The organism is Kitasatospora sp. NPDC004615, from assembly GCF_042873545.1.
Taxonomy (GTDB): Bacteria; Actinomycetota; Actinomycetes; order Streptomycetales; family Streptomycetaceae; genus Kitasatospora.
This window is the reverse complement of the sequence record NZ_JBIALQ010000002.1, coordinates 362521-381927: the sequence shown is the minus strand read 5'-3', so window position 1 is coordinate 381927 and position 19407 is coordinate 362521. Positions and strand designations below refer to the sequence as shown.

Annotated in this window: 22 protein-coding genes; 12 read left to right on the top strand and 10 right to left on the bottom strand. The window is 72.5% G+C overall.

Features of this window, described 5'->3' with window-relative positions; all coding sequences use genetic code 11:
* Positions 1-144 precede the first annotated feature (144 nt).
* On the top strand, positions 145-471 hold the full coding sequence (gene fdxA / locus ACFYS8_RS08605; protein WP_350511846.1) for a ferredoxin: 327 nt from the start codon (positions 145-147) through the stop codon (positions 469-471).
* A gap of 17 nt (positions 472-488) precedes the next feature.
* Positions 489-1634 carry a succinyldiaminopimelate transaminase gene (gene dapC, locus ACFYS8_RS08600; protein WP_387637663.1) on the top strand — a complete coding sequence of 382 codons (1146 nt, stop codon included), beginning with the start codon at positions 489-491 and terminating at the stop codon, positions 1632-1634.
* 56 nt (positions 1635-1690) lie between these two features.
* Here dapC and ACFYS8_RS08595 read toward each other — a convergent pair whose 3' ends face one another.
* Positions 1691-2419 (bottom strand): hypothetical protein, encoded by a 729-nt coding sequence (locus ACFYS8_RS08595; RefSeq protein WP_387637660.1) that lies wholly within the window; start codon positions 2417-2419, stop codon positions 1691-1693.
* Positions 2420-2766: 347 nt separating this feature from the next.
* Positions 2767-3720 carry a hypothetical protein gene (locus ACFYS8_RS08590; protein ID WP_387637658.1) on the bottom strand — a complete coding sequence of 318 codons (954 nt, stop codon included), beginning with the start codon at positions 3718-3720 and terminating at the stop codon, positions 2767-2769.
* Between the two features lie 156 nt (positions 3721-3876).
* Between ACFYS8_RS08590 and dapE the strand changes: the two genes are divergently transcribed.
* Together dapE and ACFYS8_RS08580 are read left to right on the top strand one after the other, a co-directional pair.
* Entirely contained in the window at positions 3877-4950 is a 1074-nt protein-coding gene (gene dapE, locus ACFYS8_RS08585) for a succinyl-diaminopimelate desuccinylase (protein ID WP_387637655.1), read from the top strand.
* A gap of 81 nt (positions 4951-5031) precedes the next feature.
* Entirely contained in the window at positions 5032-5814 is a 783-nt protein-coding gene (locus ACFYS8_RS08580) for a TIGR00730 family Rossman fold protein (RefSeq protein WP_387637652.1), read from the top strand.
* A gap of 16 nt (positions 5815-5830) precedes the next feature.
* Here the strand turns inward: ACFYS8_RS08580 and folP are convergent, their stop codons facing one another.
* Complete coding sequence (gene folP, locus ACFYS8_RS08575) at positions 5831-6643, bottom strand: dihydropteroate synthase (protein WP_387638864.1); 813 nt, start codon at positions 6641-6643, stop codon at positions 5831-5833.
* A gap of 207 nt (positions 6644-6850) precedes the next feature.
* On the opposite strand from folP, the gene ACFYS8_RS08570 reads away from it, so the two are divergent.
* A complete protein-coding gene (locus ACFYS8_RS08570; protein ID WP_387637649.1) occupies positions 6851-7306 on the top strand; it encodes a DivIVA domain-containing protein in 456 nt (151 codons plus the stop codon).
* Complete coding sequence (locus tag ACFYS8_RS08565; RefSeq protein ID WP_387637647.1) at positions 7303-7869, top strand: DNA-3-methyladenine glycosylase I; 567 nt, start codon at positions 7303-7305, stop codon at positions 7867-7869. The genes ACFYS8_RS08570 and ACFYS8_RS08565 overlap by 4 nt, the downstream gene beginning before the upstream one ends.
* A 102-nt stretch (positions 7870-7971) precedes the next feature.
* Here the strand turns inward: ACFYS8_RS08565 and ACFYS8_RS08560 are convergent, their stop codons facing one another.
* Positions 7972-8772, bottom strand: coding sequence for an enoyl-CoA hydratase/isomerase family protein (locus ACFYS8_RS08560; protein ID WP_387637644.1), 801 nt, complete (start codon positions 8770-8772; stop codon positions 7972-7974).
* A 292-nt stretch (positions 8773-9064) separates the two neighbouring features.
* Here ACFYS8_RS08560 and ACFYS8_RS08555 point away from each other — a divergent pair, with 292 nt between their 5' ends.
* Entirely contained in the window at positions 9065-9232 is a 168-nt protein-coding gene (locus ACFYS8_RS08555; RefSeq protein WP_014137929.1) for a DUF3117 domain-containing protein, read from the top strand.
* Positions 9233-9337: 105 nt separating this feature from the next.
* Here the strand turns inward: ACFYS8_RS08555 and ACFYS8_RS08550 are convergent, their stop codons facing one another.
* Entirely contained in the window at positions 9338-10015 is a 678-nt protein-coding gene (locus ACFYS8_RS08550; protein ID WP_387637642.1) for an O-methyltransferase, read from the bottom strand.
* 247 nt (positions 10016-10262) lie between these two features.
* Here ACFYS8_RS08550 and sigE point away from each other — a divergent pair, with 247 nt between their 5' ends.
* The 4 genes from sigE (at position 10263) to ACFYS8_RS08530 (ending at position 13223) form a co-directional block, all read left to right on the top strand.
* Entirely contained in the window at positions 10263-10970 is a 708-nt protein-coding gene (gene sigE, locus ACFYS8_RS08545; RefSeq protein WP_387637639.1) for an RNA polymerase sigma factor SigE, read from the top strand.
* Positions 10967-11803 (top strand): anti-sigma factor family protein, encoded by an 837-nt coding sequence (locus ACFYS8_RS08540; protein WP_387637636.1) that lies wholly within the window; start codon positions 10967-10969, stop codon positions 11801-11803. The genes sigE and ACFYS8_RS08540 overlap by 4 nt, the downstream gene beginning before the upstream one ends.
* Positions 11804-11934: 131 nt before the next feature.
* Positions 11935-12357 carry a sec-independent translocase gene (locus tag ACFYS8_RS08535; RefSeq protein ID WP_387637633.1) on the top strand — a complete coding sequence of 141 codons (423 nt, stop codon included), beginning with the start codon at positions 11935-11937 and terminating at the stop codon, positions 12355-12357.
* A gap of 209 nt (positions 12358-12566) precedes the next feature.
* Entirely contained in the window at positions 12567-13223 is a 657-nt protein-coding gene (locus ACFYS8_RS08530) for a hypothetical protein (RefSeq protein WP_387637631.1), read from the top strand.
* A gap of 79 nt (positions 13224-13302) precedes the next feature.
* Here ACFYS8_RS08530 and ACFYS8_RS08525 read toward each other — a convergent pair whose 3' ends face one another.
* From ACFYS8_RS08525 to ACFYS8_RS08510, 4 genes are all read right to left on the bottom strand, one after another.
* Positions 13303-14463, bottom strand: coding sequence for an Mrp/NBP35 family ATP-binding protein (locus ACFYS8_RS08525; RefSeq protein WP_387637628.1), 1161 nt, complete (start codon positions 14461-14463; stop codon positions 13303-13305).
* A 56-nt stretch (positions 14464-14519) separates the two neighbouring features.
* Positions 14520-15149 (bottom strand): DUF1003 domain-containing protein, encoded by a 630-nt coding sequence (locus ACFYS8_RS08520; RefSeq protein WP_387637625.1) that lies wholly within the window; start codon positions 15147-15149, stop codon positions 14520-14522.
* Positions 15139-16422: a magnesium transporter MgtE N-terminal domain-containing protein gene (locus ACFYS8_RS08515; protein WP_387637622.1), complete on the bottom strand. Its 1284-nt coding sequence runs from the start codon at positions 16420-16422 to the stop codon at positions 15139-15141. The genes ACFYS8_RS08520 and ACFYS8_RS08515 overlap by 11 nt, the downstream gene beginning before the upstream one ends.
* Before the next feature lie 135 nt (positions 16423-16557).
* Positions 16558-17088: a hypothetical protein gene (locus ACFYS8_RS08510; RefSeq protein ID WP_387637620.1), complete on the bottom strand. Its 531-nt coding sequence runs from the start codon at positions 17086-17088 to the stop codon at positions 16558-16560.
* A 120-nt stretch (positions 17089-17208) separates the two neighbouring features.
* Here ACFYS8_RS08510 and ACFYS8_RS08505 point away from each other — a divergent pair, with 120 nt between their 5' ends.
* The gene (locus ACFYS8_RS08505; protein ID WP_387637618.1) at positions 17209-18126 is read left to right on the top strand and encodes a DMT family transporter; all 918 of its coding nucleotides are present in this window, start codon (positions 17209-17211) and stop codon (positions 18124-18126) included.
* 18 nt (positions 18127-18144) lie between these two features.
* Here the strand turns inward: ACFYS8_RS08505 and ACFYS8_RS08500 are convergent, their stop codons facing one another.
* Positions 18145-19260 carry a magnesium and cobalt transport protein CorA gene (locus ACFYS8_RS08500; RefSeq protein ID WP_387637614.1) on the bottom strand — a complete coding sequence of 372 codons (1116 nt, stop codon included), beginning with the start codon at positions 19258-19260 and terminating at the stop codon, positions 18145-18147.
* Positions 19261-19407 lie beyond the last annotated feature (147 nt).

The window sequence follows — 19407 nt, the reverse complement described above, 5'->3', positions numbered from 1 at the left end:
GGTACTCCGCCGACCATCAACCGCACCTCCTGTGCATTTGCGTCCCCCGACCCGCGATACTAGGGGCGGGCATCGACGACGCCGCGCGCACCGCGCGACCGAGTAAACAGTAGGGCGGCAGCCCTTCCGAGGAGGAACGACAGCGTGACCTACGTCATCGCGCAGCCTTGTGTCGACGTGAAGGACAAGGCGTGCATCGAGGAGTGCCCCGTCGACTGCATCTATGAGGGTTCGCGTTCCCTCTACATCCACCCGGATGAGTGTGTGGACTGCGGTGCGTGCGAGCCGGTGTGCCCCGTCGAGGCGATCTTCTACGAGGACGACACTCCGGAGGAGTGGAAGGACTACTACAAGGCGAACGTCGAGTTCTTCGACGACCTGGGCTCGCCCGGCGGCGCCTCCAAGCTCGGCCTGATCGAGCGTGACCACCCGTTCATCGCGGCCCTGCCCCCGCAGAACGCCGACCACTGATCGGTGGCATCCACGCTGTGAGCACCAACGACAGCACGCACGCGCCGTTCCCGGGACACCCGGGGGCGGCGCGCCGCGTATCCGACCGCCTGCCGGTCTTCCCGTGGGACAAGCTCGAACCGTACAAGCGCACCGCCGAGAGCCACCCGGACGGGCTGTGCGACTTCTCCGTCGGCACCCCCGTGGACCCGGTGCCGGAGCTGATCCAGCAGGCCCTGGCCGTGCACACCGACACGCCCGGCTACCCGACCGTGTGGGGCCCGCTGGCCCTGCGCGAGGCGATCGCCGGCTGGCTGAACCGCCGGGTCGGCGCCGAGATCGGCCCCGCTGCGGTGCTGCCCACCGTCGGTTCCAAGGAACTGGTGGCGTGGCTGCCCGGCCAGCTCGGCCTCGGCCCCGGCGACCAGGTCGCCTACCCGAAGCTCGCCTACCCCACCTACGAGGTCGGCGCGCTGCTCTGCGGCGCCGAGCCGGTCGCGTACGGGGACATCGACGAGCTGGACGGCAGCAAGGTCCGGCTGCTCTGGCTGAACTCGCCGTCCAACCCGACCGGACGGGTGCTCGGCGCCGACGAGCTGCGCCGCGCCGTCGAGTGGGCCCGGGAGCACCGGGTGCTGCTGGTCAGCGACGAGTGCTACCTCGAACTCGGCTGGGAGGCCGAGCCGGTGTCGGTGCTGCACCCGTCGGTGTGCGGCGACTCGCACGAGGGGCTGCTCACCGTCCACTCGCTGTCCAAGCGTTCCAACCTCGCCGGGTACCGGGCCTCGTTCGTGGCCGGCGACCCGGTGGTGGTCCGTGAGCTGCTGGAGATCCGCAAGCACGGCGGCATGATCGTGCCCGCGCCGGTGCAGGCGGCCACCGCGGCCGCGCTCGCCGACGACGTGCACGTCGCCGAGCAGCGGGAGCGGTACGCGAAGCGGCGCGGCGCGCTGCGGGCCGCGCTGGAGGCGTACGGGTTCCGGATCGAGCACTCCGAGGCGAGCCTGTACCTGTGGGCGACCCAGGACCGGCCGTGCTGGGAGACCGTGGCCGAACTCGCCGAGCTGGGCATCCTGGTGGCCCCCGGCGACTTCTACGGCCCGGCTGGCGACCGCTTCGTGCGGGTGGCGTTCACCGCCACCGACGAGCGGGTGGCCGCCGCCGTGGAGCGGCTCAAGCGCTAGGCATGCGGAAGGGGCGGAGCCGGTCGGCTCCGCCCCTTCCGCGTTCGTGCGACGGATCAGCCGGCGAGGTGGCTGCCGCCCGCACCGCCCAGCCCGCCGAGCAGCCCGCCCAGCGGGGTGGCGCCCAGCAGGCCGCTCAGCGGGTTGTTGGTGCCGCCCATCGGGGGCATCCCGCCCAGGCGGTTGGCGGACTCGTGCTCGGCCAGGCCCGCGACGGCGCCGGTGACCGGCAGCGACTGGACGGCGCCGAGGACCGGGGCGAGCTTCTCGGCGGCCGGCAGGCTCTGCGCCAGGCGGTCCACCGGCAGGTTCTTGGCGACGCTGCCGAGCGGGGTGGCGGTGGCCTTGCGGGCGGCCGGGAGGACCTTGTCGGTGACCGCGGGGCCGACCTTCTGCTCGACGGCCGGGACGACCCGGTCGGACAGCGTGCCGAGCGCACCGGTCAGCTGGTCGGCGTGGGCGGCCGGGCCGAGGTGGCCGAGCGCCTCGTCGGTGGAGGGCAGGGCGTGCGACACGGTGCTGCCGGCCGCGTCACCGACGGCCGGACCGCCCGCCGCGAGGGCCGCGGAGCCGGTGGTGCCGACCATGTGGCCGAGCTCGTGGCTCGCCCCCTGCACCGTGTCGCCCGAGTTGGGGACGTTGGCCAGCTTGGTCACTCCGGCGCCCAGGTCGGTCTGCGGGACCACCTCGGAGGCGGAGGCGGCACCCGCGGCCGCGAGCGGCGCCGCGGTGGCGGCGACGAGCAGCGCGGCCTGGGCGAGCCGGCGCGTGAGGGGGAGGGACATGGTGCTCCTAAGAGGTGAGGTCTACGGTCCGCCGGGCGGACGGCCGGTACGGCTGTCCGCCCGGCGGGCGACGTGTATGACCGCAAGAGCACCGGGAAGGTTTCGGCCGGTCAAGGTCAAGGGTTGGTAAAGATCGGACGATCCGCTTTCCGGCAAACCGGGTGGATCGTCCACGATGCGACGGTTGAAGAATCGTCACTTCCCTTGGCGGGCACGGAAACCCTCGTCCGCGTCCCGGACCGGCGTGTCGGCGGTTCGCCGACTGCCGTGCCGTCAGCGGGAGTTGACGCGAATCACCCGGTGGGCCGTCACCCGGGCATTTGTGCGTCAATGCACCGCCGGCGCCGTCACTTCTTCTTCGGCGGCGCGCCCAGCGTCACCAGCACCCGGTCCGTCGGGGCGGTCGGCAGCGGCTTCCAGCCGTCGTTGGGCCGGTCCACCCGCCACACCTTGCCGTCGTAGGCGACCTGCCCGATGCCCAGGTCCGCCGCCCGGGCCACCGACCACTGGGCCAGCGCCCAGCCGGTCTGCTGGGTGCCGCCCGCGCTCGCGGTGCTCGCGGTGGGCTGCGGGGTGAAGGCCAGCACCTCGCGCGGGTCCTTGGCTGCCTTGTCGGCGGTCGCCACCGTCACCGCCTTGCCGAACTCCCGGCGCACCCGGTCGGACACGCCGGTGGCCGGCGGGGCCGCCGCGTCCGGCTGCGGAAGCTCGTGCACCACGCAGTTCAGCGCCGCCGGCTCGCGGCCCATCAGCACGGTGGCCAGCAGCGTCGCGTTGTTCTCGTGCTTGGCGTACGCCTGCGGGTAGCCGCTGCGCTGCACCTGCTGGGCGGCGTCGGTCAGCGGCATCTGCGCGTAGCCGTTCACCTTCACCAGCGCGTCCAGGAACTTGTTGGTCGCGTACACCGGGTCCATGATCTGCTCGACGGTGCCCCAACCCTGCGACGGGCGCTGCTGGAACAGGCCCACCGAGTCCCGGTCGCCGCCCTCCAGGTTGCGCAGCTTGGACTCCTGTATGGCGGTCGCCAGCGCGATCGTCACCGCCCGCTCGGGCAGGCCGCGGGACATCGCCACCGCCGTGATGGTCGCCGCGTTCGCCGCCGCGCCCAGCTCCATCGACCCGGAACCGGACGTGGCGGTGACCTTGCAGCCCTCGTCCGGGACGGTGATCTTCTCGCGGTTCAGCCACACCACCAGGCCGCCGACCACCGCAAGTGCCAGCACCCCCACCAGGATTCGCCGCCACGGCCGCCGACGGCGCTCCTCGGCGCCACCCTCCGAATACTCGGCGTCTGTGGCCACCGTGGCCCCTCTCCTCGTCGTCCGTCGTCCACGCAGCGGTCCGCTTTCCGATTCCGCGCCGTCCGCGGACACCGTAACCGTTCGGACGGTCGTACGGGTCCGCGCGGTTGCGTGCCAGGCCCCGGGGCCGCCCGGCCGCTCGGTAGGGTGGCCGCCATGAGCAGCCCGAACGAGCCCCTCGACCTGACCCTCGACGGCGGCACGCTGACCGCCCGCCTCGTCGACTTCCCGTCCGTCAGCGGCGAGGAGACCGCCCTCGCTGACGCGGTCGAGGCCGCGCTCCGGGCCTACCCGCACCTCACCGTCGACCGGTTCGGCAACAACGTGGTCGCCCGCACCCACCTCGGCCGGGCCGCGCGGGTGGTGCTCGCCGGACACCTGGACACCGTCCCGATCGCCGACAACGTGCCCTCGCACGTCGAGGGCGACCTGCTCTACGGCTGCGGCACGTCCGACATGAAGTCCGGCGTCGCGGTCCAACTCCGGCTCGCCGCAACGGTGGAGGAGCCCAACCACGACGTCACCTACGTGTTCTACGACAACGAGGAGGTGGAGGCCGAGCGCAACGGCCTCGGCCACCTGTTCGCCACCCACCCCGACTGGCTGGCGGCCGACTTCGCGGTCCTGATGGAACCCAGCGGCGCCGTCGTCGAGGGCGGCTGCCAGGGCAGCCTGCGCGCCGACATCACGCTCACCGGCGTGCGCGCCCACGCCGCGCGCAGCTGGCTCGGCGACAACGCCATCCACAAGGCCGCCGAAGTGCTGCGCCGGCTGGTCGAGTACAAGCCCCGACGGGTCGTCATCGACGGCCTGGAGTACCGCGAGGGCCTGAACGCCACCCGGATCGACGGCGGCGTCGCCGGGAACGTCATCCCCGACGAGTGCCGGATCCACGTCGCCTTCCGGTTCGCCCCCGACCGCAGCCTGGAGCAGGCCGAGGACCACCTGCGGGAGGTCTTCGACGGCTACCAGCTGGACATCGTGGACGCCTCCCCTGCCGCTCTCCCCGGTCTCTCCCAGCCCGCCGCACAGGCCTTCCTGGCCGCCGTCGGCGGCGAGCCGCGGGCCAAGTTCGGCTGGACCGACGTCGCCCGGTTCTCCGCGCACGGCGTCCCCGCGGTCAACTACGGCCCCGGCGACCCGAATCTGGCACACAAGCGCGAGGAGCACTGCTCGCTGACCGCGATCGCCGAGGTCGAGGCCCGCCTGCGGGCCTGGCTCACCGCGTAGCCGCCGCACGGCCTTTGGCGGACGGGCAGCCGTTTCCCGTTGTTCCTCGGAAAGTTGCCTTGTCAGGCGTAGGGTTTCGTCATGACAGCCAACGGAGATGAACCCGTCCGCAGGGCCAGGAAGCCGTGGCCCGAGAAGCGCAAGGGCCCGGTGCTGCTGCGGCGGGACCAGGTCGAGACGAAAACGACGGACCAGGCCCTGCTGGACACCACCGGGCCGACCGACTGGTTGCACACCGACCCGTGGCGGGTGCTGCGGATCACCTCGGAGTTCGTCGAAGGCTTCGGCGCGCTCGCCAAACTGCCCACCGCCATCAGCGTGTTCGGCTCCGCCCGGACGCAGGTCGGCTCGCCCGAGTACCAGACCGGCGTGGAGATCGGGCGGGCCCTCGCCGAGGCCGGCTACGCGGTGATCACCGGCGGTGGGCCCGGTGCGATGGAGGCCGCCAACAAGGGCGCCGTCGAGGCCGACGGGCTGAGCGTCGGCCTCGGCATCGAGCTGCCCTTCGAGCAGGGCCTGAACGAGTACGTCGACCTGGGCCTGAACTTCCGCTACTTCTTCGTCCGCAAGACGATGTTCGTGAAGTACTCCCAGGGCTTCGTGGTGCTCCCCGGCGGACTCGGCACCCTGGACGAGCTGTTCGAGGCGCTCACCCTGGTGCAGACCCACAAGGTCACCCGGTTCCCGGTGATCCTGTTCGGCAGCGCCTACTGGGGCGGGCTGGTGGAGTGGCTGAAGTCCACCCTGGTCGCCCAGGGCAAGGCCAACCCCGAGGACCTCGAACTGTTCCACGTCACCGACGACGTCGCCGAGGTGCTGAAGGTCCTGGAAGAGGCCCGCAAGCCGCAGGGCACGCCCGCCTAGCCGAGGCGGACGGACCCTAGGCGAGCCCCCGGCGGGCGACCGCCGGGGGACGGGTGCCGCGGATCGACGCCACCATGTCCAGCACCTGACGGGTCTCCGCGACCTGGTGCACCCGGTAGACCTGCGCGCCCAGCCAGGCGGAGACGGCGGTGGTGGCCAGGGTGCCGAGCAGCCGCTCGTCCACCGGCTTGTCGAGCGTCTCGCCGACGAAGTCCTTGTTCGACAGCGACACCAGCACCGGGAACCCGGTCGCCGTCATCTCCGGCAGCCGGCGGGTCGCCTCCAGCGAGTGCCGGGTGTTCTTCCCGAAGTCGTGCCCCGGGTCGATGATCAACCCGTCGCGGCGCACCCCGAGTTCGATCGCCCGCTCGGCCAGCCCGACGGTCACCCGCAGGATGTCCGCCATCACGTCCTCGTACCCCACCCGGTGCGGACGGGTGCGCGGCTCCGCGCCGCCCGCGTGCGTGCACACCAGGCCCGCGCCGTACCGGGCCGCGACCTCGGCGAGCTTCGGGTCGAAGCCGCCCCAGGCGTCGTTCAGCAGGTCCGCACCGACCTCGCAGACCGCCTCGCCGACCTCGTGCCGCCAGGTGTCCACGCTGATCACCGCGTCCGGGTGGCGCTTGCGCAGCTCCGCCACGAACGGCACCGTGCGCCGCAACTCCTCCTCGACGGTGACCTCTTCGCCCGGCCCGGCCTTCACCCCGCCGATGTCCAGGATCGCCGCGCCCTCGGCCATCGCCCGGTCCGCCGCGGCGAACGCGGCCTCGTCGGCGAAGGTCGCCCCCCGGTCGAAGAACGAGTCCGGGGTGCGGTTGACGATCGCCATGACGACCAGCTCATCCGGGCCGAACTCCCTTGTGCCGAGGCGTAGTGCCACCGTTGTCTCCTCCTCAGCGCTCCCGGGTGCAATGATGGGCCCCGGCCTGTACCGGACCATGATCCCACCTGATCCTGACCGCGGGCCGAAGCCGACCGTAACTGCCGGGCCGGAACTGCCGGAGCCGGAACTGCCGGGGACTGACGGAGGACGCTCGTGTTCTGGGTGATCGTGGTTGCGATGGCCGTGGTGGTCGGCGGTGCCGCGCTGGTGGCACTCGGCGGCGGCGGATCCCTCCCCGAGGCGGAGCACGACCGCCTCACCGCACGCCTCCCGCAGGACCGCCCGCTCAGCCGCACCGACGTCGACGACCTGCGCCTGCCGATGGCGCTGCGCGGCTACCGGATGGACGAGGTCGACGACGTCCTCGACCGCCTCGGCGCCGAACTCGCCCTCCGGGACGCGAAGATCGCCGAACTGGAGGCCGTCGGCGCGGTGCGCGGCTCGGTCGAGGCGACGGGCGGCGCGTCCGGCGAGCCGCTGCCCGGGCTGGAGTCGTTCACGGCCGTGCTGGAGAAGAAGCCCCTCTCCGAGGGCCCTGCCGACGCCGCTTCCGAGAAGTCCGAGAAGTCAGAGACGTCCGAGAAGTTCGAGAAGGGTGACCAGTCGTGACCGGTGCCGTGCTCGGTGAGGACGGGCTGCTGCGCTGCGGATGGGGCGACTCGTCCGACGACTACCGGGTCTACCACGACACCGAGTGGGGCCGTCCGGTCCACGGTGACCAGGCGCTGTTCGAGCGGATCTCGCTGGAGGCGTTCCAGTCCGGGCTGTCCTGGATCACCATCCTGCGGCGCCGCGAAGGCTTCCGGGCGGCGTTCCGGGACTTCTCGATCGCCGAGGTCGCGGAGTTCGGGGACGACGACGTGGAACGGCTGCTGGCCGACACCGGAATCATCCGCAACCGCGCGAAGATCGTCGCCACCATCGCCAACGCCCGCGCCGCACGTGAACTCGACGGCGAGCTGGACGCGTTGGTCTGGAGCCACGCCGGGGACCCGGCCCGGCCGGCGCCGAAGACGCTGGCGGAGGTGCCGGCCGTGACGGCGGAGTCGACGGCGCTGGCGAAGGCGCTGAAGAAGAACGGGTTCCGGTTCGTGGGGCCGACGACGGCGTATGCGCTGATGCAGGCGTGCGGGCTGGTGAACGATCACCTGGCCGACTGCCACGCGCGGTAGCCCGCCCGGGCAGCCACGGCTCGCCGTCCACGGACCTTACCGAGGGTGCCGTTCCCCTTCGCGCAGTTCCCCGCGCCCCTGACGGGGCGCGGGGGTTGAGAGCTACTTGCCCACGAAGGTGGGCTTTTCCTTGGCCACGAACGCATCGACCGCGATGCGGTGGTCCTCGCTGTTGCCGGCCATGGTCTGCAACTCCTCCTCCTTGTCGAGGAGTTCGTCCAACGAGTGGGACGCGCCGTACGCCAGCGACTCCTTGATCGCGCCGTAGGCGACGGTCGGGCCGCTCGCCAGGGTGAGGGCGAACTCGTGGGCGGTGGCGGCGAGTTCGGCGGCGGGGACGACGCGGGTGGCGAGGCCGAGGGTGAGGGCCTCGTCGGCGCGGACGGTGCGGGGGAGCATCAGGAGTTCGGTGGCGCGGGCGTGGCCGACCAGGCGGGGGAGGGTCCAGGAGGCGCCGGAGTCGGTGGTGAGGGCGACGCCGGCGAAGGAGGTGTTGAAGCCGGCGGTGTCGGCGACGATCCGGAAGTCGCAGGCGAAGGCGAGCGAGGCGCCGGCGCCGGCCGCGATGCCGTTGACGGCGGCGACGGTGGGCTTGCGCATCCCGGCGAGGGCGCGGACCAGCGGGTTGTAGTGCTCGGCGACGGTGCGCAGCGCGCTCTCGCCGGTCTCCTGCTGGTGGTGCAGCAGTCCGAGGTGTTCCTTGAGGTCCTGTCCGACGCAGAAGGCCTTCTGGCCGGCGCCGGTGAGCAGCACGGCCCGCACGTCGGGGTCGGTCGCGGCGGTGGTGACGGCGTCCCGGAGGGCGACCTTGGTGGCGACGTCGAGGGCGTTCATGGCGTCGGCGCGGTCGATGGTGAGGACGGCGAGGGCGCCGTCGCGGTGGTAGCGCACGGTGTCGGACATCGGTGAGGGCTCCCGGGTCGCGGTGGGCTGTCGTGGGCACAGCATGCCGGAGTGCGGCCGGGTGGGGGAGTGTGAGGTGGCGCACCCCTGGCGGGCGTGTCGGAGTGCGGCGGGATGCGGCTTCTGGCCGGTAATCGGCGCTTTGGTGCGGGTTCGGGAGGCTTGGCGGAGAGAGTGATGTTGGTCATCGAGCGGTCGCATGCGGGATAATGGCTTCCGATCAATGCGTTCGATACCGGCGGTGGACGGACTGCCGGTGCGTACCTGAACGGTTGCAGGAAGGGGAACGAGCATGGCGGCCATGAAGCCGCGGACGGGTGACGGCCCGCTGGAGGTAACCAAGGAGGGGCGGGGCATCATCATGCGAGTTCCGCTCGAAGGGGGCGGGCGCCTGGTGGTGGAGCTGACGCCGGACGAGGCGGACGCTCTGGGCGAGGCTCTGAAGAAGGCCTGCGGCTGACCCGAGCGGGTACTGCCACTCGCACGTCCCGGGCGCTCCGGGAGTGTTCGACGGGCCCGGTCCCCCGGTGCGGGGAGCGGGCCCGTTCCGCGTGTCCGGGCGGGTTCAGCGTTTGACGGCGCAGAGCAGGCCGTCGCTGACCGGGAGCAGCGCGGGCAGCAGGGTGTCGCCCTGTTCCCGGATGTCGGCGACCAGGTCGCGCACCGCGCGGGTCTGCGGGTCGTCGGCCTCGGGTTCGGCGAGCCGGCCCTCCTGGAAGACGCCCTCGAAGCAGACCACGCCGCGCGGCCGGAGCAGCCGCATCGCCTCGGTGAGGTGGAAGCCGGAGTCGGCAGGGTCGCCGTCGCAGAACACCAGGTCGTACTGCCCGTCGGCGAGCCGGGGCAGCACGTCGCGGGCCCGGCCGGGGATGAAGCGGGCCCGGTTGGCGGCGAATCCGGCGGCCAGGTACGCCTCGCGGGCGTACTGCTGGCGGACGGGTTCGGAGTCGACGGTGGTGAGCACGCCGTCGGGCCGCATGCCGCGCAACAGGTAGACGCCGGAGACGCCGGTGCCGGTTCCGATCTCGACCACCGCCTTGGCGTCGAGCGCGGCGGCCAGCAGGCGCAGGGCCGCGCCGCCGCTGGGTTCGATCGCGCGTATGCCGGTGCGGGCCGACTGGGCCCGGGCGTAGGTCAGCACCGCGTCCTCGCCGACGTAGGTGTCGGCGAGGGCCACTCGCTGGGGCCCGAACTCGGTGATGGCTGCCTCTTCCGGAGCGCCGATGTCGATGGAAGTCGACAAATTCCAGCGACAGACTACTGGCCGTCCGGGAACCGCGTTCGACGGCTGGCCGTTGAGTTGTCGTGGGTGGCCGGACCACCCGCGGCGGTCGCTGTTCGACCGCTCTTATCCGGGCTTGACGTGTGAGGTGGATATGGTGGTGGCTCTGCTGGGCAGAAGAGCCGACCGAGGAGGTGTGGCCGAGGGCGACGTCCCTGTGCAGCGGCACGTCCGCGGCACCACGTCGGCCCGTACGCCGAAGCCCGTGATGAACCAGTCTGTGCACTCCCCCCTGGACAAGTCGACCGCAGCCGACGACTCGGTGGCCGAGGCCCCCGGCAAGCTCGCGTCCTTCGCGGAGGGGCCCGACGCGCAGAGCTGGACGCCGCCCAGCTGGGAGGAGATCGTCGAGGCGCACAGCGCCCGGGTCTACCGCCTCGCCTACCGGCTGACGGGCAATCAGCACGACGCCGAGGACCTCACGCAGGAGGTCTTCGTCCGGGTGTTCCGCTCGCTGTCCACGTACACCCCCGGCACGTTCGAGGGCTGGCTGCACCGGATCACCACCAACCTGTTCCTGGACATGGTGCGCCGCCGCCAGCGGATCCGCTTCGACGCCCTCGCCGAGGACGCGGCGGAGCGCCTGGCCAGCCGTGAGCCCAGCCCCGCCCAGCACTTCAGCGACACCCACTTCGACGCGGACGTCCAGCAGGCGCTGGACACCCTCGCCCCGGAGTTCCGTGCCGCCGTGGTGCTGTGCGACATCGAGGGCCTCTCCTACGAGGAGATCGCCGCCACCCTCGGGGTGAAGCTCGGCACCGTCCGCAGCCGGATCCACCGCGGCCGCTCGCACCTGCGCGCCGCCCTCAAGCACCGGGCGCCGAACGCCGCCGCGGGCCGTTCGCGCCGGGGTGGCTCCGTCGAGCCCGTGGCGGTCGGTGCCGAACCGGGCGGAAGCGACCGGAGGGGGTCATGAGCGATCACGCCCCCGAGCGCGCGGACGCCACCGGCCGCTCGCGCTGGGCGTCGCTGCGCCGCGCCGCCGAGCAGGCCCCGGCGGCGGCCGAGCTGCGGCCCGTGACGATCCGTCCGGTCGAGCCGGCGGCCGAGGAGCACCACCACCTCGGCGACCGCCTCACCGCGTACCTGGACGGCGAACTCGGCCACGACGCCCGCGAGCGGGTGCAGGCCCACCTGGCGACGTGTCCGGAGTGCCTGGCCGAGGCGGAGGGCGCCCGCGCGGTCAAGCGGACGCTCAGCGACGCCGGCGCGCCCGGCCCGTCCGCGGCGCTGATGGCCCGGCTGCTGGCCGTGGCCGCGCTGCCGGAGGACGAATCGGGCCCTGATGGGCCGTCGGGTGCCGTGTTCGGCGGCAGCAGGCTCACCGGCGGCTCCTTCGGCCGGGGCGCCGGCTTCGGCGGCGGCGCGCTGGGCGCCGACGCCCCGATACCAGGGATCGACCCGCGGGCCGGTCTGTTCGGTGCCCGCCCGTCCGCCGCACCGCGTCCGCTGGCCGCGCTCGCCGAGCTGCCCACCCCCCGCCCGGTTCCGCCCCGCGGTCGCCGGCTGGTGTTCGCCGCCGCCGGGGCGTTCTCGGTCGCCGCGGTCACGCTCAGCGGCGTCGGCGGCCTCACCACGGGCCAGGGCGGCCCCAACCGGCAGCCCACCAGCGTGACCCCCGTCGGCGGCGCGATCGTCCCCGTCAACGCGCAGCAGCAAATGGACGCCCCGGACTTTCCGATGCGGGCCCGGCTGCAGGCCAGCCCGCAGCCGTCGCCCAGCGGTGACCAGCTCCAGGTCCTGCGCTAGCCTGCCTTCACCGGCACGCCGTCGACGCCGGTCGCCCAGGTGGTCTTTACCACGGATTCACCTGAGGAAGGCCGGGGAACGGCCGCCCGCGTTTACCCTTGGTTCAGCGTTGTCGGGTGCTGGGAGTTCAGGTGTTCGGAGACATAGGCGGACTCGAGGTCCTGACGATCGTCATCATGGCCATCGTGATCTTCGGGCCGGACAAGCTTCCGAAGCTGATTCAGGACACCATGGCGTTCATTCGCAAGATCCGCTCCTTCGCGGACAACGCGAAGGACGACATCCGCAGCGAGCTCGGGCCGGAGTTCCAGAACTTCGATTTCGAGGACCTCAACCCGAAGACCTTCGTCCGCAAGCAACTGCTCGGCGACAACGACGACCCGCTCGGGCTGAAGGACCTCAAGGACAGCGTCGACCTCAAGTCCGCGCTGAACGGCGAGCCGACGCGCACCCCGAGCGCCTCGGTCGACTTCTCCAAGCCGGCCTCCCCGTTGAGCAACGGCCCGGCCCTCGCGGCCGGCGAGCGCCCGCCGTTCGACCCGGACGCCACCTGACCGACGCTCCCCGCCCGACCCCGACGCCCCGCCCGGCAGGCGGGGCGTCGTCGTCCGCGCCGCTATCGTGTCCACTACCTCCCCGGACGGCGGGCGCTGTGCGGTCCGTCACGCCCGGCCGTGTCCGGCCCGGTTTTCCCGGACGGAGGGGCCGCGGTGCGCCACCATGGAGCCCGCCCGTGGCAGGAGCACAGCCGAGGAGGCCCGCAGTGGACGCCACGCAAACGACCGCAGAACCCGCCGCCACGCGTCGGCCCGCCGCCGACCCCCTCGCCCCCTACCGCGCCGCCGACTTCCCCTGGTACGGCCTGGACGAGGGCTGGACCGGCCGCCGCTGGCTCGGCCAGGTCGGCACCGGCCAGAACTCACGTGCCGCGCAGTCCGACCTCCCCGACTACGGCACCCTCGGCCACGGCGACGAACCCGCCCGCGGACCCGAACCGCGCGACACCCGCCGCTTCGCGCTGGTGGTCACCGTGGCCCGCCGCGAGGTCCGCCGCAGCGCCGACAACACCGGCACCCTGGAAGCCACCTCCGCGTCCTCCGCCGCCTGGCTGGCCGGCTCCGGCCTGCTCGCCGCCACCTGGCCCGGCAACCTCGACCGCACCCTGCGCCAGCACTGGCTCGACCAGCAGTCCACCCTCGCCTGGGATCTGGCCGACGACCTCGACGGCCCCGCCTGGTCCTCCCTCACCCTCCCCGTCAACGGCGTCCCGCAGCCCTTCCGCTACCGCGAATCCGAATACGGCTGGGTCCTGGCCGGCGAGGCCCCCGGCGTCCTCATCGGCGCCTACGGCCGCTCGGTCTCCGCGTACGGCATCGGCTTCAACACCGTCCCCGACCTGGCGACCTACGACGGACGGTAGGCCCGGCCGGACACCCTACGGCTCCAGCAGAAACGGCCCCGGGCAGGTGCCCGGGGCCGTTCGTGGTGCTGGGGGTCCGTCAGAACTTGTTCTTCGGGGTCAGGCCCAGGGAGAGGCCGGACAGGCCGCGCTGGCGGCCGGAGAGCTTGCCCGCGATGGTGCGCAGGGCGGAGCCGGCGGGGGAGTCCGGGTTGGAGAGGACGACCGGGCGGCCGTCGTCGCCGCCCTCGCGGAGGCGGACGTCGATCGGGATGGAGCCGAGGACCGGAACGGTCGCGCCGACGGTGCGGGTCAGGGCGTCGGCGACGGTCTGACCGCCGCCGGTGCCGAAGACGTCGATCATCTCGTCGCAGTGCGGGCACGGCATGCCCGACATGTTCTCGATGACGCCGACGATCTTCTGGTGGGTCTGCAGCGCGATCGTGCCGGCCCGCTCGGCGACCTCGGCGGCGGCCATCTGCGGGGTGGTGACGATCAGGATCTCGGCGTTCGGGACGAGCTGCGCGACCGAGATCGCGATATCGCCGGTGCCGGGCGGCAGGTCGAGCAGCAGGACGTCCAGGTCGCCCCAGTACACGTCGGCGAGGAACTGCTGCAGCGCGCGGTGCAGCATCGGGCCGCGCCACACCACCGGCGCGTTGCCCGGGGTGAACATGCCGATCGAGATGACCTTCACGCCGTGCGCCGCCGGCGGCATGATCATGTCCTGCACCTGGGTGGGCCGACCCTCGACGCCCAGCATGCGGGGCACGCTGTGGCCGTAGATGTCGGCGTCCACCACGGCGACCTTCAGGCCGTCCGCGGCCAGCGCCGCCGCCAGGTTGACCGTCACCGAGGACTTGCCGACGCCGCCCTTGCCGGAGGCGACCGCGTACACCCGGGTCAGGGTGCCCGGCTTGGCGAACGGGATCTCCCGCTCCGGGGCGCCGCCGCGCAGCAGCTGCGACAGCTCGCGGCGCTGCTCCTCGCTCATCACGTCGAGCTCGACGGAGACGGCGGTGACGCCGGGAACGGCGGACACCGCGTCGGTGACCCGCTGGGTGATCGTCTCGCGCATCGGACAGCCCGAGACGGTGAGGTACACCGCGACCTTCACCGCGCCGCCGTCGCCGATCTCGACGGACTTCACCATGCCGATCTCGGTGATCGGACGGTTGATCTCCGGGTCGTGGACGGTCGCCAGGGCTTCCTGGACGGACTGCTCCGTCACCCCGGCCGCCACCTCTGTCTCGTTGGCCATGTGTTGATGGTACGGCGCTGCGCCCCGCCCCCGACTCGCCGGTAGCGTGCCGCGGGTCACAACGGGTCGGCGGGCTCCCGCCGTTCGTCGATCTCCCGGAGCAGCGACTGCAGTTCGGACCGGATGAAGTCGCGGGTGGCGACCTCGCCGAGGCCCTGCCGCAGCGCCGCGACCTCGCGGGTCAGGTACTCGGTGTCGGCGATGTTGCGGTCGCTGCGGGCCCGGTCCTGCTCCATGTTGACGCGGTCGCGGTCGTCCTGGCGGTTCTGCGCGAGCAGGATCAGCGGGGCCGCGTACGAGGCCTGCAGCGACAGCACCAGGGTGAGGAAGATGAACGGGTAGCTGTCGAAGCGCACGCCGGGCGGGAGCAGGGTGTTCCACGCCACCCAGGCGATGATCACCACCGTCATCCAGACGATGAACCGGCCGGTGCCCAGGAAACGGGCGATCCGCTCGGAGAGCTTGCCGAACGCCTCCGGGTCCCAGGCGGGCAGGTGGATCAGGCCCGGGCGGCCGGTGCGCGGCTGGTCGAGCCGGGAACGGGAGCCCGGGGACTGGCCGGGGCGCTCCTCGCGGCGGACGCGCTGCTCCCGGGTCCGCAGTTCGCGCAGCTGGCGCAGCTGGCGCAGCTCGCCCTGGATCCGCTGGCCCGGCGAGTCGTGGTGGCGCTTGCGGTCACTGTCCATCGAGCACCTCGTCGGTGGGGATGCCGTGCGCCGAGCCCTCGCGCCAGTCGTCCGGCAGCAGGTGGTCCAGCACGTCGTCCACGGTGACCGCGCCCAGCAGGTGGTCGTCCTCGTCGACCACGGGCGCCGCCACCAGGTTGTAGGTGGCCAGGTAGGACGTGATCAGCTGGAGCGGGGTGTTCGGCGGCAGCGGGTCGAGGTCGTCGTCCACGATCGAACCGACCAGCGTGTACGGGGGCTCGCGCAACAGCCGCTGGAAGTGCACGGTGCCCAGATAGGTGCCGGTCGGAGTCTCGTTCGGCGGGCGGCACACGTACACCTGAGCGGCCAGCGCCGGCTTGGTGTCGGAGATCCGCACCCGGGCGAGCGCCTCGGCGACCGAGGCATCGGGTTCCAGGACGATCGGCTCGGTGGTCATCAGGCCGCCCGCGGTGTCCTCCTCGTAGGAGAGCAGCCGGCGCATCTCCGCCGCCTCGGCGGGCTCCATCAGACGCAGCAGCCGCTCGGCGTCCTCGGCGGGCAGTTCGGAGAGCAGGTCCGCGGCGTCGTCCGGGTCCATGGTCTCCAGGATGTCCGCGGCCCGCTCCTCCTTGAGCTTGCCGATGATCTCCACCTGGTCGTCCTCCGGGAGCTCCTCCAGGACGTCCGCGAGCCGGTCGTCGTCGAGCGCCGCCGCGACCTCCGCCCGGCGCTTCGCCGACAGGTGGTGCATGACGTTCGCCAGGTCGGCCGGACGCAGCTGCTCGAACGTGGCCAGCAGGTTGGCCGCGCCCTGACCCTCCTCCGACAGCGAGAAACCGGTGACGGCGGACCAGTCGAGCAGCAGCTGCTCGCCCTTGGCCTTGCGCAGCCGGGACGGAGGCTTCCCGACCTGGACGAAGACCTTGTCGATCTCCCACTCGCGCAGGCGGGTCTGCACCATCGCGACGTCCAGCACGGTCACCTCGTCGGCGGTCTTGGTGCGGGTGACGGTGCGGTCGAGCAGCTCGGCCAGCACCAGCGTCTCCGACGGACGCTGCTCGAACCGACGCATGTTCAGCAGGCCGGTGGAGAGCACCTGGCCGGACTCCAGACTGGTCACCCGGGTCATCGGCAGAAAGATCCGGCGGCGGCCGATCACCTCCACCACCAGCCCGAGAACCCTGGGCGGGCTGCCACCGAGACGCAACGAGACCACCACGTCACGGACCCGGCCCACCTGGTCGCCGTTCGGGTCGAACACCGCGACCCCGGAGAGGTGGGAGATGAACACTCGGCTGCCTGGCCCCGCCATGCGACTCCCTCGGGGGAAACGGACACAACCACCCAAATCTATCGGTGGCGCGTCGGGGCGGCAGGTCATTGAGGTGCCGCGATCTTCCTGGCGGGTGCCTTCCGCTTCGCGCGGTTCCCCGCGCCCCGGTTGCGCTCAGCCCCTGCGCTTCTTGAACAGGAGCTTCGGGAGGCCGGCCGGGATCGGTTTGCGGGTAGTGGCCGGGGTGGGCACGGGGGTGGCGGTGAGGGCGCCGTCGGGGTGGGGGGCGAGGGGGCCGGCGGGCTCCAGGCGGAGGATGCGGCACTCGCGGGCCCAGCGGTCGCCGATGGTGTCGGTGTCGGGGGCGTTGAGGCGCTTGCCCTTGAGTTCCTCGACGGCGCCGTCCCAGGCGGGGGTGCCGGGGGCGACGGCGGTGACGGTGGCGGGGAAGGTGACCAGTCGGCCGCCCTTGTCCTTGCTGCGGACGGTGAGGGTGGCGGTGGTGCCGGCGGCGAGGCCGTGCAGGGGCTGTTCGGCGCCGTCGCCGACGACGATCACGGCGCCGTCGTGCCAGGCGTGCCAGAGCGGACGGGCGTGCGGCTGCCCGGCGGGCTGCACCCAGAGCAGGCCGGACTTCTTGGCGGACTCCTCCACCAGGGCCCGGTCGAGGAAGTCTGCCGGGCTCGCGGTCGTCGTACGCTCCATGCCGCACAGCGTACGGCCTGGTCCTCGGGGGACGGTTCCATCCCCCGGGACGACAGTGCCATGAGGGGCAGACAGCCCTTACGGTGTTTCCTGCCCCGCCCCGTCCGCCGAAGGAGAACCGTGCTCGCCACCAGGACCGCCCCCGCCGCGCCCGCGGTGGCCGATCAGCAGCGGGTGTTGCCGCGCACCGACCTGCTGCTGCTGGCGGTGTCGATCGCGGGCATCTCGCTGTCCGCCCCGCTGATCAGCGCGACGGCCGCGCCCGCGCTGGCGATCGCGTTCTGGCGCAACGGCATGTCGGTGGCGGTGCTGGGCCCGTACGCGCTGTGGCGGCACCGGGCCGAGCTGCGCGGGATCTCCCGGCGGTCGCTGCTGCTGGCGATGGCGGCGGGTGTGCTGCTGGCGCTGCACTTCGCGCTGTGGATGCCCAGCCTGCGGATGACGTCGGTGGCGTCCGCGACCGCGCTGGTGACGACCACTCCGCTGTGGACGATCCTGCTGATGCGCCTGCTCGGGGTGCGCGCGCCGCGGCTGGTGTGGCTGGGCACGGGGCTGGCGTTCGCGGGCGTGCTGGTGCTGACCGGCGTCGATCTGTCGGTGTCGATGCGCGCCCTGCTCGGGGACGGTCTGGCGCTGGCCGCGGGCGCCGCGGCGGCCGGGTACGTGCTGCTGGGCGCGGAGGTGCGGCGCACCCTGTCGACCACCGCGTACACCCTGATCTGCTACGCGACCTGCGCGGTCGCACTGCTGGCGGTGTGTCTGCTGATGGGTACGCGGCTGTCGGGCTGGCCGGCCGGCGCGTGGTGGCAGATCGTCCTGCTGATGGTGGCGGCGCAGCTGCTCGGGCACTCGCTGAGCAACCGGGTGGTGCGCACGCTGGGCCCGTCGATCACCTCGACGGCGATCCTGCTGGAGACCCCGGGCGCGGCGCTGATCGCGGCGGTGTGGCTCGGCCAGTGGCCGCCGGTCGCCGCCTACCCGGCGGTCGGGATGATCCTGCTGGGCCTGGTCCTGGTCGCCCGGGCGGAGCGCCGTTGACGCTCCGCCCGGTCGGCCTCACAGCCAGCCGTTGCGGCGGAAGCCCCGGTACATGCCGACGCAGATCAGCGCGATCACGCCGAGCACGGTCGGGTAGCCGTACGTCCACTGGAGTTCCGGCATGTGCTCGAAGTTCATGCCGTACACGCCGGTGATCATGGTGGGGACGGCGAAGATCGCCGCCCACGCGGTGATCTTGCGCATGTCCTCGTTCTGGGCGACCGAGACCTGTGCCAGGTTGGCCTGGAGCAGCGAGTTGAGCAGTTCGTCGAAGCCCTGCACCTGCTCGCTGACCCGGGCCAGGTGGTCGGCGACGTCCCGGAAGTACTTCTGCATCTCCGGGTCGACCAGCCGCGCGACGGGCTCGGCCAGTTGCAGCATCGGCCGCAGCAGCGGGGTGACGGCGCGCTTGAACTCCAGCACCTCGCGCTTGAGCTGGTAGACCCGGCCGACGTCGGCGCCGCTGCCGCCGCGGTTGGCGAACACGCCGTACTCGATCTCGTCCACGTCGTTCTGCAGCCGCTCGGCGACCAGCAGGTAGTTGTCCACCACGTGGTCGGCGATCGCGTGCAGCACCGCCGCCGGGCCGAGGGCGAGCAGGCCGGTGCCTTCGGCGTCGGCCTCCAGCCGCAGCCGCAGGGCGCGCAGCGAGGAGTGCGCGCCGTGCCGGACGGTGATCACGAAGTCGGGGCCGGCGAACACCATCAGCTCGCCGGTCTCGACCACCTCGCTGGTCGGGGTGAGCTGCTCGTGCTCGATGTAGCGCACGGTCTTGAACACCGCGAACAGCATGTTGTCGTATCGCTCGACCTTGGGACGCTGGTGCGCGTGCACCGCGTCCTCCACCGCCAGCGGGTGCAGGCCGAAGCGCTGGGCGATGCCCTCGAACTCGGCCTCGGTGGGCTCGTGCAGGCCGATCCAGCTGAACGAGCCGGGCCCGCTCTGGTGGGCCGCCTTCACCTGCCGGGCCGCCTCGCGCGGGCTGCAGGTCTCGCCGATCCGCTTGCCCTGCTGGTAGACGGCGCAGTCCACCACCGCGGACGGGCTGGTACCGGAGGGCAGTCCGAGATCGTCACCGGCCCGGCGGCGGGTCGGGCGGACGACGGCGGCGCGCAGGTTGTTGATCATCGACATGGCGCGGACTCCTTGGGCCGGACCGGCGCGCACCCCGGCAGGGCAGGGCGAACGCGACGGCGGAAAACACCGGTGGACACGCCGGAGCCGATGGTGCGCCAGAAAGCCGTTGCTGGGCGGGTTTCGACGGCTCGACCCCGGGGAAGG

Coding starts and splice junctions, on each gene's coding strand:
- dapE (WP_387637655.1), top strand. CDS start 3,877: ATGAGCAGCCCGAACGAGCCCCTCGACCTGACCCTCGACGGCGGCACG.
- ACFYS8_RS08560 (WP_387637644.1), bottom strand. CDS start 8,772: ATGTCCGACACCGTGCGCTACCACCGCGACGGCGCCCTCGCCGTCCTC.
- ACFYS8_RS08525 (WP_387637628.1), bottom strand. CDS start 14,463: ATGGCCAACGAGACAGAGGTGGCGGCCGGGGTGACGGAGCAGTCCGTC.
- ACFYS8_RS08555 (WP_014137929.1), top strand. CDS start 9,065: ATGGCGGCCATGAAGCCGCGGACGGGTGACGGCCCGCTGGAGGTAACC.
- ACFYS8_RS08510 (WP_387637620.1), bottom strand. CDS start 17,088: ATGGAGCGTACGACGACCGCGAGCCCGGCAGACTTCCTCGACCGGGCC.
- ACFYS8_RS08540 (WP_387637636.1), top strand. CDS start 10,967: ATGAGCGATCACGCCCCCGAGCGCGCGGACGCCACCGGCCGCTCGCGC.
- ACFYS8_RS08515 (WP_387637622.1), bottom strand. CDS start 16,422: ATGGCGGGGCCAGGCAGCCGAGTGTTCATCTCCCACCTCTCCGGGGTC.
- ACFYS8_RS08500 (WP_387637614.1), bottom strand. CDS start 19,260: ATGTCGATGATCAACAACCTGCGCGCCGCCGTCGTCCGCCCGACCCGC.
- ACFYS8_RS08595 (WP_387637660.1), bottom strand. CDS start 2,419: ATGTCCCTCCCCCTCACGCGCCGGCTCGCCCAGGCCGCGCTGCTCGTC.
- ACFYS8_RS08580 (WP_387637652.1), top strand. CDS start 5,032: ATGACAGCCAACGGAGATGAACCCGTCCGCAGGGCCAGGAAGCCGTGG.
- sigE (WP_387637639.1), top strand. CDS start 10,263: ATGAACCAGTCTGTGCACTCCCCCCTGGACAAGTCGACCGCAGCCGAC.
- folP (WP_387638864.1), bottom strand. CDS start 6,643: ATGGCGATCGTCAACCGCACCCCGGACTCGTTCTTCGACCGGGGGGCG.
- ACFYS8_RS08520 (WP_387637625.1), bottom strand. CDS start 15,149: ATGGACAGTGACCGCAAGCGCCACCACGACTCGCCGGGCCAGCGGATC.